Origin of the sequence: Myroides sp. A21, from assembly GCF_000807225.1 — a bacterium.
In the GTDB taxonomy this organism is placed as follows: domain Bacteria; phylum Bacteroidota; class Bacteroidia; order Flavobacteriales; family Flavobacteriaceae; genus Flavobacterium; species Flavobacterium odoratimimum.
The window spans coordinates 278020-294535 of record NZ_CP010327.1; the positions used below are offsets into that span (position 1 = coordinate 278020).

Annotated in this window: 13 protein-coding genes; 4 read left to right on the forward strand and 9 right to left on the reverse strand. The window is 35.1% G+C overall.

What is annotated here, in order from left to right; all coding sequences use genetic code 11:
• Nucleotides 1-18: 18 nt before the first annotated feature.
• The 7 genes from trpB to MYRA21_RS01290 all read right to left on the reverse strand — a co-directional run bounded on the left by trpB (nucleotide 19) and on the right by MYRA21_RS01290 (nucleotide 11537).
• Nucleotides 19-1200 carry a tryptophan synthase subunit beta gene (gene trpB / locus MYRA21_RS01260; protein ID WP_006258727.1) on the reverse strand — a complete coding sequence of 394 codons (1182 nt, stop codon included), beginning with the start codon at nucleotides 1198-1200 and terminating at the stop codon, nucleotides 19-21.
• Between the two features lie 293 nt (nucleotides 1201-1493).
• Nucleotides 1494-2141: a hypothetical protein gene (locus MYRA21_RS01265; RefSeq protein WP_006261835.1), complete on the reverse strand. Its 648-nt coding sequence runs from the start codon at nucleotides 2139-2141 to the stop codon at nucleotides 1494-1496.
• 299 nt (nucleotides 2142-2440) lie between these two features.
• Nucleotides 2441-4300 carry a ribosomal protection-like ABC-F family protein gene (gene abc-f, locus MYRA21_RS01270; RefSeq protein WP_006264360.1) on the reverse strand — a complete coding sequence of 620 codons (1860 nt, stop codon included), beginning with the start codon at nucleotides 4298-4300 and terminating at the stop codon, nucleotides 2441-2443.
• Nucleotides 4301-4336: 36 nt separating this feature from the next.
• Nucleotides 4337-5458, reverse strand: a complete 1122-nt coding sequence (locus MYRA21_RS01275; RefSeq protein WP_039328373.1) for a metallophosphoesterase — start codon at nucleotides 5456-5458, stop codon at nucleotides 4337-4339.
• A gap of 3 nt (nucleotides 5459-5461) precedes the next feature.
• Nucleotides 5462-8419, reverse strand: a complete 2958-nt coding sequence (locus MYRA21_RS01280) for a histidine kinase (RefSeq protein WP_039328374.1) — start codon at nucleotides 8417-8419, stop codon at nucleotides 5462-5464.
• Complete coding sequence (locus tag MYRA21_RS01285; protein ID WP_006258732.1) at nucleotides 8416-9141, reverse strand: LytTR family DNA-binding domain-containing protein; 726 nt, start codon at nucleotides 9139-9141, stop codon at nucleotides 8416-8418. Before MYRA21_RS01285 ends, MYRA21_RS01280 begins: the two co-directional genes overlap by 4 nt.
• A 797-nt stretch (nucleotides 9142-9938) precedes the next feature.
• Nucleotides 9939-11537, reverse strand: coding sequence for an ABC transporter substrate-binding protein (locus tag MYRA21_RS01290; protein ID WP_006258734.1), 1599 nt, complete (start codon nucleotides 11535-11537; stop codon nucleotides 9939-9941).
• A gap of 89 nt (nucleotides 11538-11626) precedes the next feature.
• Here MYRA21_RS01290 and mtaB point away from each other — a divergent pair, with 89 nt between their 5' ends.
• Nucleotides 11627-12943 carry a tRNA (N(6)-L-threonylcarbamoyladenosine(37)-C(2))-methylthiotransferase MtaB gene (mtaB, locus tag MYRA21_RS01295; RefSeq protein WP_006258735.1) on the forward strand — a complete coding sequence of 439 codons (1317 nt, stop codon included), beginning with the start codon at nucleotides 11627-11629 and terminating at the stop codon, nucleotides 12941-12943.
• 160 nt (nucleotides 12944-13103) lie between these two features.
• Here mtaB and MYRA21_RS01300 read toward each other — a convergent pair whose 3' ends face one another.
• Complete coding sequence (locus MYRA21_RS01300; RefSeq protein ID WP_006258736.1) at nucleotides 13104-13385, reverse strand: GNAT family N-acetyltransferase; 282 nt, start codon at nucleotides 13383-13385, stop codon at nucleotides 13104-13106.
• 341 nt (nucleotides 13386-13726) lie between these two features.
• Between MYRA21_RS01300 and MYRA21_RS01305 the strand changes: the two genes are divergently transcribed.
• From MYRA21_RS01305 to MYRA21_RS01315, 3 genes are all read left to right on the forward strand, one after another.
• The gene (locus tag MYRA21_RS01305; RefSeq protein WP_006258738.1) at nucleotides 13727-14404 is read left to right on the forward strand and encodes an alpha/beta hydrolase; all 678 of its coding nucleotides are present in this window, start codon (nucleotides 13727-13729) and stop codon (nucleotides 14402-14404) included.
• Nucleotides 14388-15287: a lytic transglycosylase domain-containing protein gene (locus MYRA21_RS01310; protein WP_006258739.1), complete on the forward strand. Its 900-nt coding sequence runs from the start codon at nucleotides 14388-14390 to the stop codon at nucleotides 15285-15287. Before MYRA21_RS01305 ends, MYRA21_RS01310 begins: the two co-directional genes overlap by 17 nt.
• 117 nt (nucleotides 15288-15404) lie before the next feature.
• The gene (locus MYRA21_RS01315; RefSeq protein WP_006258740.1) at nucleotides 15405-15608 is read left to right on the forward strand and encodes a hypothetical protein; all 204 of its coding nucleotides are present in this window, start codon (nucleotides 15405-15407) and stop codon (nucleotides 15606-15608) included.
• Here MYRA21_RS01315 and MYRA21_RS01320 read toward each other — a convergent pair whose 3' ends face one another.
• The gene (locus MYRA21_RS01320) at nucleotides 15609-16391 is read right to left on the reverse strand and encodes an alpha/beta fold hydrolase (RefSeq protein WP_006258741.1); all 783 of its coding nucleotides are present in this window, start codon (nucleotides 16389-16391) and stop codon (nucleotides 15609-15611) included.
• Nucleotides 16392-16516: the final 125 nt, after the last annotated feature.

Genomic DNA, 16516 nt, shown 5'->3' on the forward strand with positions numbered 1-16516 from the left:
ATACATACCTTATCTATTTTAGAAGTTAAAATAACTGCGATAATTATCTAAATCTTTATCTCCTCTTCCTGATAAATTGATCACAACAATATCCTCTGGTTTAAATTTACGTTGTTCTAATACTGCTAAAGCATGAGAACTTTCTATCGCAGGGATAATTCCTTCTACTTTACACAAGGCTAATCCAGCTGTCATTGCCTCATCATCTTTAATAGCATAAAACTCTGCTCTTCCCAATTCTTTCATATGTGCATACAAAGGACCGAAACCAGGGTAATCTAATCCTGCTGATACTGAATATGCTTCTAGAGGTTCTCCATTTTCATCTTGCATAAACAACGTTTTACTTCCGTGTAGCACTCCTTCTTTTCCTACAAAAGAAGTAGCCGCTGTTTTTGGACTATCAGCTCCTTCTCCTCCACCTTCTGCTACAATTAACTTCACTTGTTCATCTTCTAAGAAATGGTAAAAAGCTCCTACTGCATTACTACCTCCACCAACACAAGCTACTATATAATCAGGTTCTTCTCTTCCTTCTTTTGCTAATAGTTGTTTTCTAATTTCTTTAGATATAATAGATTGGAATCTACTCACCATATCAGGATAAGGGTGTGGACCTACTGCTGATCCTATCAAATAGAATGTATCATCAGGGTTCTCTATCCAGTATAATAAAGCCTCATCTACAGCCTCTTTTAATGTCTTTGCACCAGACTCCGCTGCTCTCACCTCAGCACCTAGCATTTTCATACGTGCCACGTTAGGCGCTTGTCTTTCTATATCTAAAGCTCCCATATATACGATACACTCCATGCCCATAAGAGCACATACTGTAGCGGTAGCTACTCCATGTTGTCCTGCGCCTGTCTCTGCTACTATTTTATTCTTTCCTAAGCGTTTTGCTAATAATATCTGACCGATAGTGTTATTAATCTTATGAGCTCCTGTATGACATAGATCTTCTCTTTTTAAATACACTTTAGTATTATACTTCTCTGATAACCCCTTTGCAAAATATAAAGGAGTAGGACGACCTACATAATCTTCTAATAACTGATTCATTTCTTGTTGAAAATCCTCTTGTTCAATAATGGTGATATACTCGCTCTGTAATTGGCCAATAATTGGAGCTAATGCTTCAGGAATAAATGCTCCTCCATAATTCCCATAATAACCGTCTTGATTAACTTGATATTTCATTTTATATATTGTTTTAAATTTTACTTTCGATAAGGCACAAAAAAAAGAGGCTTGTCGTTTGACAAGCCTCTTCTAGGTATTATATATTATTTCTCTTAATTCATATATACATAGCAAGGACTGCTCACGACATTCGACGTAAGTTTAGTCCACCACCAAGTATTTGTTAGAATTAAATTCATTTCGTTTTTCTACTTATTGAATTGCAAATGTAGAAACTTATTTTCAATAAACAATAAAAAAAGGATACCATTTTTTAAATGATATCCTTTAAGTTTTTCTTTTCTAAAGAGTTATAGCATCACTACAGCATCTTTTTCTGCTGTAATATCAGATACATCGTATCCACTAAAACTTTTTAGATATGTACGTATCGAAGTACCGTATCCATCTTGGAAACCGTTTGCTCCATTACTGTTCAAGAATTTCTTTACAGAACCTGCTCCACCTAAGTGAGCTGCTGCTAAGATTCCTGACTCTGTAATTGCAATTCCTCCGATGCGTTTACCATCAAATTTTTCAATCTCTTTTCTCAAGATCCATTTGTTTTTTGCAACCAAAGCATCAAAAGCTTTCTCTTGCATTAGTGGATCATGTAAAAAATTAGTCGTATCCGTTACTCCTATTGAACGTAATGCCACTTTACCAAACTGGTATTTGCCCATGTAACCATATGAATTTACTATTCTGTACAATCCATAAGATTCGCGTACTGCCAATGCCTGTTTAAAACCGACATAAGTCTTTCCGATAAATGGTATTGCTAATAACTCTCCTGACTCCTCCATAGCTAAATCGCTATATGGAAAATCATAAGATAGGGGGCCTTCAGGAACTATTTTATACTCCTCTAAAAGCATAGTTTCATACTGTTTAAAACCTGAAACTCCTACCCCTGTTAATAGGACAATACCAATAAAAAAAGAACATTTTTTTCTCATTAAAACTAATTTCTCAAGCCCTGTCACCACTTGAAATTTCTGTCTGCAAAGTTACTTCATTTTTCACATTCTCCTATTTTTTTAATATCACTTTTCAAATTTTAACACCAACACACAATATAAAATATTAAAAATCAACCATTTAAAAAATAAACAATTAACTTTTTCAATCTTGTTTGTTTCATAAATAAATCCTAAATTAAAGGAGCTCACATCACTAAAATAGGCTATTAAACGAAAAAAAGGTACAATATTGCTCAATATTGTACCTTTCTTATTTTTCTTAATTATGGTGTTTTTTATTCTTCCATTTTAGAAGAAAGTTCAAACCATTTCTCTTCTCTATCCTCTAATTCTGCTAACACTTTCTGTAGTTCATTCGCTTTAGATTCGATCTCATCATCTCCTACTTTTCCATCAGAAAATAATTTCTCTATTTCTACTTTCTTTTGCTCCAGATTAGCAATCTCTCTTTCTATTTTTTGAAACTCTTTTTGCTCCTGAAATGTCAATCCTTTTTTAACTTGACTTTCTTTCCAGTTTACCTTCTCTTTTGCTGACTCTTCTTTTACTGGTTCTATACTATCTTCATACGTTCTAAAGTCAGAATAGTTACCTGGAAAATCCTCTATTTCTCCTTCTCCTCTAAATACGAATAAGTGATCCACGATCTTATCCATAAAGTATCTATCGTGAGAAACTACCACTAAACAACCTGGATAGTCTAATAAGAAGCTTTCTAAGACATTTAAAGTCACGATATCCAAATCATTCGTAGGCTCATCCAGAATCAAGAAATTAGGGTTCTGAATCAGTACTGTACATAAATAAAGACGTTTTAGCTCCCCTCCACTTAATTTCTCTACGAAGTCATGTTGTTTCTTTCTATCAAATAAGAAACGCTCTAGAAGCTGTCCTGCCGATATAGATCTACCTTTAGCCAATGGAATATACTCACCGAACTCTTTAATCACATCGATTACCTTCTGTTCTGGTTTTATATTAATCCCTCCTTGTGTATAGTATCCTATTTTTATAGTTTCTCCTACCACTACTTTACCAGCATCTGGTAGTATACCTTGAGTAAGGATATTTAAGAAAGTAGACTTTCCACTACCATTCTTTCCGATAATACCAATACGCTCACCCTTATTGAAATTATAACTAAAGTCATTTAAGATGACCTTATCCTTAAACTTCTTATGTAGTTTATGAAGCTCCACGATCTTACTACCGATACGCTCCATATTGATTTCTAACTCTACTTGGTGTTCACGTCTTCTACTATGTGCTTTTTCTTTAATTACATAGAAGTCATCAATACGAGACTTAGACTTAGTTGTACGTGCTTTAGGCTGTCTTCTCATCCAAGATAACTCTTTCACAAATAAGTTCTGCGCCTTGTCTATGCTCGCATTCTCTATCGCCAGACGTTCCTCTTTTTTCTCTAAATAATAAGAGTAGTTTCCTTTATACTGATAGATCTTACCATTATCTAGTTCGATAATTTCATTACAAACCCTTTCTAAAAAGAAACGGTCGTGCGTCACCATAAACAACGTAATATTTTCCTTAGCGAAGTAATTCTCTAACCATTCGATCATCTCTAGATCTAAGTGGTTGGTAGGTTCATCTAAGATTAACAAGTCTGGTCTATTAATTAAGATAATAGCCAATGCTAACCTTTTGCGTTGTCCACCAGATAGCGTTTTTACTTTTACCTTTAGATCCTCTAACTTCAGCTTAAACAAGATCTGTTTATACTGCGTCTCAAAATCCCAAGCATTATGAGCATCCATCTTCTCGAATGCCTTCTGATAAGCATCTGCATCTTCCGGATTCTCTAATGCCTTCTCGTATTCTTCTATGATTTTTAAAGTATCATTGTCTGAGGCAAAAATACTTTCTTCTATTGTCAATTCATCCTGAAGTACAGGCTCCTGAGGCAAAAAGGCCATACGGATTCCCTTGCGCATAACTACTTGTCCTGCATCCGGAAAATCTTCTCCTGTTAGGATTTTTAAAATGGTTGTTTTACCTGTTCCATTCTTTGCTACGAAAGCAATTTTCTGATCTTTATTAATTCCAAATGATACATCCTCGAACAATGTTCTCGCACCAAATGATTTCGCTATATTCTCAACCGATAAATAATTCACAATCTAATATTTTTTACAAAAATAGCCTTTATTTTATTATATTCCTTGTACTCTGATTACGACGTATTCTGACACAGTACCTATTCTATATCTACCTCCCCATATTCCTACACCAGAACTGACATAGATATGTGTATCCTCTTTCTTTAGATACCCATGCGAATTCTCAAATAACCGATCTGTTATCCAAGACACAGGCCACATCTGTCCTCTATGTGTATGTCCAGAACACTGTAGATCCACTCTATTGTTCACCGCATTTTCTAAGGCGTAAGGTTGATGATCTAAGAGAATATTCAGTTTGTCACCATCTATGTTCTCCATCAGTTCACCTAACTCTTTACGATGTCGATTCGTCTTATCATCTCGTCCTATCAGATTCACGTTTATATCTTCTAGTACCTTGACCTGATCTCGTAATATATTTATACCTGCTGATTTTAAGAACGTAACGCTTCCTTCTACCCCTGCCAGATATTCGTGATTACCTAGACAGGCATATGTACCATACTCACTCTTAAACTGCTTTAATACCTCATCTAACTTATAATATTGTAATGGTATCAGACTTACATCTATCACATCTCCTGCGATAAGTACAGCATCAGCATGCTCTGCATTGACAGTATCTACCCATTTATTTAACTCTTTGTGTTCTATAGCATACCCAAGATGCAAATCTGTTAACAAAACAAAACGAAGCTCTTTAGGCAACTTCTTATTCACCTTGATCACTACTTCTTTTCTCTTCTTTTTAAGATAGGTAATATGTCCTATAAACGCAATTACTAATGTCAACAGTATCAATAGAGAACCACGTGCAGAAGAGTAATGATCATAAATAAACAAAGTAGACTGCTGTGTAAAGTGATTAATCAACGCTCCTATATCAAAAAGTAAACACAGCATAAAAGCGTATATACTCAACATAAGCCACCCCGTACCTATTCTATAGAAATACGATGCTAAGTATACAGGCATTCTCTTCCCTACACCATAGAATATAAGTATACTTAACGACATCGTCAATGCTATAGCACCGAACAACACTTTAACACTATAATCACTATCTCTAACTAATGCACTATAATTAAAAAACACATACACATTAGACAGCATATACATAATGAATATGCCTAAAAAAAGAAATCTCTTCATTGATTACTTTAAAACATTTTTTAATACTATTCTCACTAATGTTCCTTCGCTATCATGCTTGATGATTAAGTCATCATCTAGATACGATTGGATTAGCGAGATTCTCTCTTTCACGATCGCCATACCTTTAGACTCATGTTTCTTATTATTCACAGTAGTATTTCCTACTCCATTGTCCTTTATTTCTATAGCTAAATACTCTTCTTCTGTTTTATAAATACGAATCACAATACGAGGACTCTTTATATGCTGAGGAAAAGCATGTACTAAACTATTCTCTACGAAAGGCTGTAGTAATAAAGGAGGAACTAATATACCTCTTAGATCTACTCCCTTTGCATCTATCTCGAAACTCACCCTTCCGTCTAATCGCATATTTTCAATCTCGACGTATGTGCTCAGGTACTCGCATTCCTCATTTAAGGTAATGCGTTCTCTGGTAGACATATCTAATGTTGTCCTAATCAATTGAGCAAAACGCTCTAAATAAAAGAGTGCATCATCTACCTCTTCTTTTATAATATAGTACTGAATAGAACTCAATACATTAAAGATAAAGTGAGAGTTCATTTGACTACGTACAGACTGTAGTTTTACCTCTGCTAATCTCTTTTGATATTCTAGCCTTTTACGTTCTGCTATTTGAACTTTTCTCAACTGTTTAAACCTAAATAAATAGAATAAAGAAGAAACAGTTAATAGTAGAATAGCACATAGTATAATAAACCAAGCCTTTGCATAAAAAGGCTTATCTACCTCTACTAATAAGAGTGGGTATATCAATTCATTACCACTGTCATAGTCATACACCTTAATATCGATAGGATATAGTCCTGACTCTAGATAATGTAAATCTAGTCTATTCTCTTTTACACTGATCCAATTCTCGCCTAACTTTAAGCGATACTGAAACTCTAATTTGCCTGGAAACTTCGTTCCTAATACTTCGAAGCCTATCTGAATATTGTTCTCTCTGCTATCTAATTCTAACTTTCGTATATGATGATAGACCTCTCCATTTTTTTCTAATTCATGCCCATTGACTGTAATCTCTGAAATATTGACCTCATACTGAACATTTCTTCTTTTAAAATAAGTGATATCTAAAGTATACACCCCATCTACTGTCCCTATGAATAGTAAATTATCCTTTAACTCATAAGATAGGATCTCATCATTGCCAAAGCCTTGCTCCTTATTAAATTGAAACTTGTGATTATCATCTATAACAGTTAGCCCTTTACTCGTTCCTATTAAGATCTTTTGTCCTATACACTTGAGCAAGGTTATATTGGCTCCTACAATATCTTTATTTGAGATAAAGTCCTTCACCATATACTTTCCGCTCTGCGTCTCTAGTATATAAATGTCATTAAAGTCCGTAGCTACGTAAAGCGTATTATTAGCTCCTCTCTCTATCTTCTTTAATCTATTCTCAGGAAACAGATTGCGCTTAGACAAGGACATAAAGTTCTTTCCATCGAAAGTATACAATCCATCTAGAGCTCCTGCCAAAAACATCTTGTCTCCAACATACTCTATATCAACAATATCTCTTGGTATATCCTCACTATCTACCCTAAAGTGGTACTGATAGTCCATCTTATTCAAATCCTGATACACCCTTACTCCTCCAAAAGGATTAGTCTCAATAAATCTGTTTTGATAAAAGCCAAACTGGTAGGTATGAATAGAATGATAAGATAAAATATACCCGTTATACCCTATCTGAAACACACCTATATTACTACTAACCCAAATCGCACCATTATACTCTACTGCTGAGTAGAATATAATCTTATCTACAGGCACCGTATAATCAATCTCAAAAAAGTGATTGCTTTTCGTAGTTATAGCTAAATGTTTGCGATAATGCTGTTCTTGATAATGCTTAAATGCTGATAGAGGTATAGTCCCTACTTCCTCATCTTTATTCTGTATCAACACTCCTTTTTGAGTAAAGAAGAACACTCTGTCTTTCAACTTTTTTATAACAGATACCCCTCCGTGTGAACTATCATAACTCAGAGGAGAGAATAAATCGATCTGAAATACTCCTTGAGATTTAGTCCCTATATATAAGAAGTCATTCTTTTCATCATATCCCACAGAATAGAAGTCCGTAGAAGCTACTCCTAAGTACTCTGTGATATTATCTAATGAGACTCCATCCCATCTATACAGTCGCCCATTATTATCATCTACTCCACCACTGACGATATACAGCTGATTATTTGCTTTCTTTATATCCTTGACTGGTGGAATATCATACTTGGCTATCACTTTTTTAGTAGATAAATCTTTAACTACTAAGCCATCCTGACCTCCGATAAACACCTTATCGTCAAAACCAATAGCAGCAAATATTCTTCCCTCTTTTTCTACTAGAACTAACTCATTATTTATGAGCTTAAATATTCCATCATTAATCGTAGCTACATATACCTCTCCTCGATACTCAAAGAAATCACTTACCTCAAATGGGTGATGCTTATTCGTAACAAAACTAGGAGTAATAACTGAGAAGTCTTTTTTAGAGATCAGAGACACCCCATCAGAGGTAGCTACATAGATATAATCACCATTGTGATATAATCGCCTTATTCTATTAGAGATAAGTCCCTGCTGTACACTGATGATACGCACCTCACCTTTACCTCTATATAAGATACCTTGTCCATAACTCCCTACCCAGATACCCTGCTTATCATCCTCTATGATATCTGTTATATTAGTATATCGGTATCGAGCAGCATCCTCATTCGCTTTTACTATACCTTGTATTTTTTGTGCTAGACCAGATCGAGACCCTATCCATACTATCCCTTTAGAATCCACACATAGCGCACGTACATCATTAGCCATCAGACCATTCTCTATGGTATACTGCTTCGTGATAATCCCCTGCCCGAATCCTATAAAGTAAAAGAATACAAAAAATACAGTTAGTAAATATCTCATATATTAAGGCTATTAAGCTCCTTCATCATAGCAGAAGCCACCGTAATCACATTATCCACCTCTTCATGATTCACTACCATCTGTTCTTTAAAACAAATCACATTCGTATCCTTATCGATATAATCGATATGATCTACATTCACTAAATAAGAGCGATTTACACGTTTAAAGTTTTTATGCTTTATTTTATCTTCCACATTCTTTAATGTCTTAGACACTAAATATTTCTGATCTTTTAAATAAATCTCGCAGTAGTTATCCGCAGCCTTACAGTACACGATGTCTTCTACTCGTACGATATAGCGCTTCTGATTATTCTTTATAATCTTATAAAAGTAGTGATATCCCTCTAGTTCTTTATATTTGTCGAATACGTTCTGTACATCCTGTATCCCTATCGGCTTCAGTAGATACTTCAGACAGTCATACTTATTAATGGCCTCTATAGCATACTGGTCATACGCTGTAGTAAACACCACTTCGAAAGTACTTTTATCTACATAATTAAATAACTCAAATCCATCCTCTTCAGGCATGTGAATATCTAAGAATACAATATCAGGTAATATAGCATTAACTTCTTTTACAGCTTCTTGCACAGAATGGGCAGTATGTACGACTATTCGTTCGTGGTATACTACTTTTTTCTCTATAATCGTTTTGAGTACTTCAGCTACTTTAGGTTCATCATCTACAACTAAAACAACTAGTTCATTCATCATGTTCGTAAGGTATTTATTTTATAATAATGGTGGTATACGCAAAAATAAACAATACATCCATATCCTCACTACATCTACTGATATAAATAGGCAATAATATTCATCCTACTGGTACTTACAGCTGATGACTCACTTATGTTTTACTTGATGAAATACAATCAAAACACGACACTATTCTAATGCATTTCTGATTTATGTGATACATTCAAAACTACAACACTGATTCTCAATTCCTACAAACCTGTAAGATGTATTCAAAATTAATTAGTTTACTTTTTTATTTTTCAGCTAGTATAAAGACTTATAAAGACTAAAAAAGTCACTTCTATCTCTCTTTTTTTATCCTTCTCCCCCAAAAAACCTGCTAAACAGAGTAATTAATAAAAAAACAATCTCATTTTTTTCACAACCTCAAAACAATCAAAACACTATATATCAACACATTAAACACAAAACACCTAATTATACACTTCCTCTTAAAATGCCCACAACCCCTATAAACATTAACGATATCTGCAAATCCCTCGACAATACATGGACAATACCTCGAGAATGGTGGAGCTAGAGCCTTGTTTGTCGAACAATGCTTCTTTTGTATTCCACCTATTCTCCTCTAATGAGCTTATCTGGATAATGGTAAACAACTTCGAAACTTCTCTAAACAGTCTCCTACTACCTATTCATAAATAAATACAAGACTTATACACTCCTAAAAACAAAAAAGTCAGCCCACACAAGATCGTGTGAACTGACTTTTTGTATTCTTATCCCACAGTAGGTACTGCGGCGGGACTATATTATTCTTTGTAAACTCTCTTTAAAAATAAATTGTTCATAGGGTTAATTCCTAGTCCTTTTACATTCTGATGAGAGAACCTCGCTGCTCTGTCGTAAAACAAGATGATAGCGGGTACCTCATCTGCTATAATCTGATCCATCTGTTGATAGATACTATTTCGCTTCTCTTCTGACACTTCTTTAAAAGCTTGTTCATAGAGCTGATCAAACTTTTGATTAGTGAAGCGAGTATAGTTAGGCCCATTAGGAGCCTTGTTCTTTGAATAAAATAACGAAAGGTAATTCTCTGCATCAGGATAGTCTGCTATCCAACTTCCTCTGAAGAATGACACCTTACCTGATGCCATACCCTGACGTAGAGAAGCAGGCGGTGTCACATCTACTATTACTTCTATCCCTAGTTTTTTCCACTCGCGTTGTAGGTATTCTGCGATATCGAGATAGTTAGCATTCGTAGACAAGGTGATCTCTACCTTACTCTCTTTACTCGTCTTCTTATAATCATCCACTAGTGCTTTAGCCTCTTCTGGATTATAGAGTTTATCAGTACTAAAGTGCCCTCCGAGACCCTGTGGTATAATTCCTCCTACTGCTCCATCTCCCATACCACTACGCAGATACAACAACATCTTGTTTCGGTCAAACCCCATATTTAGGGCTTTGCGTATTCTTACATCTTGTATAGCACCTGGTGCCTCTAAGTTAAAGCCTAGGTACTCTGTATTTAGATAAGGGCCTGTCACCATCTGCACCTTCTCCTTATACTTCGGATTTAACTCTCCATTCTCTGTGATAATATCATCCTTATAAGATGGATCTAAGCCGGATATAAAGTCTAGATTACCTTGCAAAAACTGTAAAAAACCACTCTGCTTATCTGGCAAGAATGTTATGGCTACTGCCTCTAGATAAGGCAATGCATTGCCTTGTTCATCTCTTTCGAAGTAGTTTGGATTTTTGCGAAGGACTAACTTAATGTTCTCTTCCCAAAATTTAAAATAGAAAGGCCCTGTACCGATGGGATGAGAACGAAAGTCTATCGTCTTATCCTCTACTATCTCTCTCGGTACTACAGAAGCATACCTCATCGACAGCAATCCTAAAAAGGCAGGAAAAGCTTCTTTTAATTCGATGCGAAAGACGGTATCATTGATTGCCTTAAAATTCTTTACCTTCTGGAATATCCACGCTCCTGGCGAAACCACATCTGCATCTAATACCCTGTTAAAGCTGTATTCGAAATCACTAGCTACTACTGCACGAGTACTATCTGCCCCAAAGTGGCTATGCTTGTGAAAATAGACATCCCTTCTCAGCATAAAGTCATACTGCTTACCGTCTTCACTGATCGTCCATGACTTGGCGATATCTGCTTGTATATGCAAGCTATCGTCTAACTGCACTAATCCGTTAAAGAGTTGATTACACGGCCAGATGATAGCCATATTTCTTGCGAAAGCAGGGTCTAGTGTCTGAATATTAGCATTCTCGTTATATCTAAAAACTAAATTTTTATCCTGATTAGCTGTTTTTTTCTGACAAGAAAACGTCAGTGCACAGACACAAAATATTGAAACGTAATGAATTATTGATTTCATCAAACCGATTTTTGTACGTAAATTTGCAAACCTTTTCAATATTGAAAAAGTAAATATAATTCAAAGTTACTACTTAGTAAGTAATCATTATGGAAAATAGAAAAAAAGTAGCTTTTTATACATTAGGTTGTAAGCTTAACTTCTCAGAAACTTCCACTATCGCTAGAAATTTTGCAGAGGAAGGATTCGATAGAGTAGATTTCGAAGAAGTGGCTGATATATATGTTATCAATACATGTTCTGTAACAGAAAATGCAGATAAACAATTTAAGCAAATAGTAAAAAAGGCTCAGAAGAAAAACGATAAAGCTTTCGTAGCTGCAGTAGGATGCTATGCTCAATTAAAACCAGAAGAACTAGCTTCTGTAGATGGTGTAGACTTAGTATTAGGAGCAACAGAGAAGTTTAAAATAACAGATTACATCAATGACTTGTCTAAAAATGAAATGGGACAAGTGCATTCATGCGAAATTTCAGAGGCTGACTTCTACGTAGGGAGTTATTCTATAGGTGACAGAACACGTGCTTTCCTTAAAGTACAAGATGGATGTGATTATAAATGTACATACTGTACCATCCCATTAGCTCGTGGTATCTCACGTAGTGATACTATGGATAATGTATTGAAAAATGCAGCTGAGATCTCTGCTCAGAATATAAAAGAGATCGTACTGACAGGAGTGAATATCGGTGACTATGGTAAAGGAGAGTTTGGGAATAAGAAACACGAACACACTTTCTTAGAACTAGTACAAGAATTAGATAAAGTAGAGGGTATAGAGAGACTTCGTATCTCTTCTATCGAGCCTAACTTATTAAAGAATGAGACAATAGACTTCGTATCGAAGAGTAGAACATTCGTTCCTCACTTCCACATTCCATTACAGTCTGGATGTAACGACATTCTTAAAAAAATGAAACGTCGTTACCTACGTGAGTTATATGTAGAGAGAGTAGAGAAGATCAGAGAAGTGATGCCAGACTGCTGTATCGGTGTGGATGTGATCGTAGGATTCCCTGGTGAGTCTGATGAGAAATTCTTAGAGACGTATAATTTCTTAAGTGATTTAGACATTTCGTACCTACACGTATTTACATACTCAGAGCGCGATAATACAGAGGCTGTAGATATGGATGAAGTGGTACCTATGAATGTACGTAATAAGAGAAGTAAAATGCTAAGAGGACTTTCTGTAAAGAAACGCCGTGCGTTCTATGAGTCTCAAATCGGGAAAGAGAAAACAGTTCTGTTTGAAGGTGAGAATAAAGAAGGATATATCCACGGATTCACAGAGAACTATGTGAAGGTAAAAACACCATGGGATCCAGCCTTAGTAAATACGTTACACGCAGTGAAATTAACGAAGATAGATGAGGATGGTATCGTAAGGTTAGAGTTTATCTAACACAAGTTTATACACGACATCAATAGACCGTCACAGATTAGAAATCTGATACAATATAGAAATATAAAAAAGCCTGTTTAGAATCTTCTAAACAGGCTTTTTTATATCATTACTTTTTAGTCCTTATTATTTTAAAAGGCTATAAAGTGTATAATATTACTTAGATACGGATACCAGGAGGTAACATCTCTTTATACGTAGGGTTCTTTCTAAAGAAAGAAACAATCTTAGGATGTGTAGGTACTACTCTTAATCTCTTCTCTCTCAACATCTCCAAAATACCTTTTAAAAAGTCAGACGCTTGTGTTGGTAAAGCTTCTTCTAATCCAGTAAGTTTTGTAAGAAAAATCTTTCTTTCTTGTAGTGAATACTCTACACTAAGCAACCCTTGCTCAGTCTCATACTCGAACTGACGTAGTAACTCATTGTCTTTAATTTCCATTATATCTCCAAGTTTTATGATTACAAAACAAATTATAATAACTGCAGTGCTTCCTAAACTAATTAGGAGGGTAAGTGTATACTCCTACTCTCTAACGACCAACTAATACACTATAGCATATAACAGTACCTCAGGTATGCTAAATGATTATCTCTAATCACTAATATACCTCATGATGTATATGCGATAAATCTGCTCTTATTGGATTATTTCTCGTTAAAACTGTAGTAAAAAATAAAATATCTAGTATTTCTTTTTTTAAGTTACTATAATCTCTATATTTAGCAAAGTTCGGGATTTTTTTCCACATAACCTTATAAAAACGATTTAAAATATTTATAATGAGCAAAATACCTATTTATTTCTTTCCAGGTATGTCCTCTACTTCTTTGATTTTTGAACATCTTAGTTTGAATCAAGAAAAGTTTGAAATTGTCTTTTTAGAATGGTTACCTATAAATAAATCTGAATCACTAGAACAATACGTAAAGCGTTATCTTCCCCTAATCACACATGATAATCCTATCTTAATAGGCGTTTCTTTTGGAGGAATTATAGCTCAAGAAATAAGTAAATTAATTTCTGTAAGAAAGACAATTATTATTTCGAGTGTACGTTCTAATAAAGAGTTCCCTAAACGCTATCGTATCGCTAGAAAAACAGGACTCTATAAATGGTTGCCTACATCTCTTATCCCTACTCTTTGGAACGTTATCAAAAAAACAGCTTCAGAGAAAAAGAAGAAAAGATTAGCACTATATGATCGCTATCTCCCGATAAGAGATAAGGAATATGTAGACTGGTGTATCAGAGAAGTACTGCATTGGAAACAAGACAAACCATTAGCTAATGTAGTACACATACACGGGACTAACGATGAGATATTCCCTTACAAGAATATACAATCTGCCATCGAGGTAAAAGGAGGTACTCATGCGATGATTATCATCAAGCACAAATGGTTTAATGAAAATTTAGAAACGATTATACTTAAGAAAAATAATGAAAAAGACACTTAGAACTGTATTTGTAACCGCTGCTATTATAGCAGTAGCTTCTTCGTTTATGTTTGCTACTACTATAGCTAGCTCTACGGAGGATCATAATGAAGCTGCCTTACACGCTCATCCTCTACCGCTATCTGCTAACTTCGCTGGAGAAAAAGCTCCTTTAGACAAGATAGATGTAAAAGAAAGATTTGACCGAGAGATGATCATCAATACGAATCTTCACGGTACGACCATAACAACGATAAAAAGAGCGCATAGGTTCTTCCCTATCATCGAACCAATCTTAAAAAAGAATGGTATTCCTGATGACTTTAAGTACTTATGTGTGATAGAGAGCGGACTAGCTAATGCGGTATCTCCTGCTGGAGCTAGTGGATTCTGGCAGTTCATGAAAGGAACATCTAAGGACTTTAACTTATACATAGATGAATACGTAGACGAACGATACGACTTAATCAAAGTAACAGAAGCTGCGTGCAGATACTTCCAAAGTGCCAAAAACCGTTTCGGTAGCTGGACAATGGCTGCTGCATCTTATAATAGAGGAATGGCTGGTATGTCACGCGCTATGGAAAGTCAATATGTAGAGGACTACTATGACTTATTCTTAAACCAAGAGACTTCTAGATACGTATTCAGAATATTAGCCTTAAAAGAGATTATGTCTAACCCTGTAAAATACGGTTTTGACGTTCCGGAATCTGAAAAATATCCAATAGTACCTACTAAAAAAGTGAGTGTATCTTATGATATAGATGACTTAGCTTTATTCGCAAAAGAACAAGGTATCAACTACAAATTACTAAAACTATACAACCCATGGTTAGTAAACACTAGTTTAAAAGTAAAAGGCAAAGTATATGAAATAGAGATTCCAACTAAAGGAATCTAATCTAGATATAAAGCCAAAACAAAGAGCGCTTATTTAATACATTAAATAAGCGCTCTTTGTTTTTTTAATGCTTCTGAATTCTGTGTACCTTTGTACTCTAATTACATCTGTAGAATCATGGATAAACAACAATACATCAACAACGCATTCGAAATTATTCTTTCTAAGAATCTAAGTACACCTTTTCACCTAGACCCTGGAAGTACCGTAACTGATCTAAACAAATACTTAGAAAGCTTAAAGAGCGCTTATTTGAGTAGTGTTGACCCAAGACTAGAGAAACTATTCTATGACAAAATAGAAGCGCTAAAAGCACTGTAATTATATGTTCTTTTGAAAGAACGATACTATAACTTCTAGTGTTTGCTCTTTTATCTCTTTATGCGGAGTATGCCCTACATTAGGAAAAATAACCTTCTCTGCAATTCCTTGAGCCTTCGCTATTGTTTTCTCTACTTGGTCTAGACTACCATACTCGTCTTGATCTCCTTGTATAAATAACAATGGAGACAGTATTCCTTTCATCTCCTCTTCTACTGTCCAATCTTGGTATTCTGAAGATAACCAAGTATCTACCCATGCTCGGACTACATCATCTACCTTAGTTCCGTGATATTTCACCAAGCGCTCGGCTAAATCTGTAGTCTCATAAGCAGTCTTAGCAGCTTGCACTCCTTCTAAAGTTACTTTCTCTACAAAGATATGTGCTGCCTCAGCTACTAAGGCTAAAGTGTGATCTGGATACATTGCTGCAAATAATAGAGCAATAGACGCACCATCACTATGCCCAAATAAAGCGACACGCTCTAACTCTAATTCTTCCAATAAGTCTTTTAAGAATACTGCTTCTTGCTTTAGATAGTCTTTTCCTCTCTTCGTAGTATCCATCTTATCTGATAGCCCGTACCCTACTCTGTCATATACTACTACATCACACTGCAACCGTTCTACTAACAATTCTGGCCAATCTCTCCACAGGGTAACACAGCCTAATGAATCATGTAATAATACTAGCGTGTACTTACTCTCTCCTTGATAAAAAAAGTGTTTATAAAAAATATTCTTTTGATTGACTAAGACACAATCTTGAATAGCTGTAATCATTTACGGTAAGTTTTATTGTCGTTAGTCTCAAAAATAAAAAGGATATCTGGGGTGTGCAAATAAGATTCTGTAGGATATTCTTATTCTATCAGACCTAGATTATAGGATAGATTTGATTTTACCTA

What these genes read in the sequence shown, in the direction of transcription:
- MYRA21_RS01265 (WP_006261835.1), bottom strand. Translation starts at nt 2,141, where the DNA reads ATGAGAAAAAAATGTTCTTTTTTTATTGGTATTGTCCTATTAACAGGG.
- MYRA21_RS01315 (WP_006258740.1), top strand. Translation starts at nt 15,405, where the DNA reads ATGGATAAACAACAATACATCAACAACGCATTCGAAATTATTCTTTCT.
- MYRA21_RS01320 (WP_006258741.1), bottom strand. Translation starts at nt 16,391, where the DNA reads ATGATTACAGCTATTCAAGATTGTGTCTTAGTCAATCAAAAGAATATT.
- mtaB (WP_006258735.1), top strand. Translation starts at nt 11,627, where the DNA reads ATGGAAAATAGAAAAAAAGTAGCTTTTTATACATTAGGTTGTAAGCTT.
- MYRA21_RS01310 (WP_006258739.1), top strand. Translation starts at nt 14,388, where the DNA reads ATGAAAAAGACACTTAGAACTGTATTTGTAACCGCTGCTATTATAGCA.
- MYRA21_RS01275 (WP_039328373.1), bottom strand. Translation starts at nt 5,458, where the DNA reads ATGAAGAGATTTCTTTTTTTAGGCATATTCATTATGTATATGCTGTCT.
- MYRA21_RS01285 (WP_006258732.1), bottom strand. Translation starts at nt 9,141, where the DNA reads ATGATGAATGAACTAGTTGTTTTAGTTGTAGATGATGAACCTAAAGTA.
- MYRA21_RS01305 (WP_006258738.1), top strand. Translation starts at nt 13,727, where the DNA reads ATGAGCAAAATACCTATTTATTTCTTTCCAGGTATGTCCTCTACTTCT.
- MYRA21_RS01280 (WP_039328374.1), bottom strand. Translation starts at nt 8,419, where the DNA reads ATGAGATATTTACTAACTGTATTTTTTGTATTCTTTTACTTTATAGGA.
- MYRA21_RS01290 (WP_006258734.1), bottom strand. Translation starts at nt 11,537, where the DNA reads ATGAAATCAATAATTCATTACGTTTCAATATTTTGTGTCTGTGCACTG.
- trpB (WP_006258727.1), bottom strand. Translation starts at nt 1,200, where the DNA reads ATGAAATATCAAGTTAATCAAGACGGTTATTATGGGAATTATGGAGGA.
- MYRA21_RS01300 (WP_006258736.1), bottom strand. Translation starts at nt 13,385, where the DNA reads ATGGAAATTAAAGACAATGAGTTACTACGTCAGTTCGAGTATGAGACT.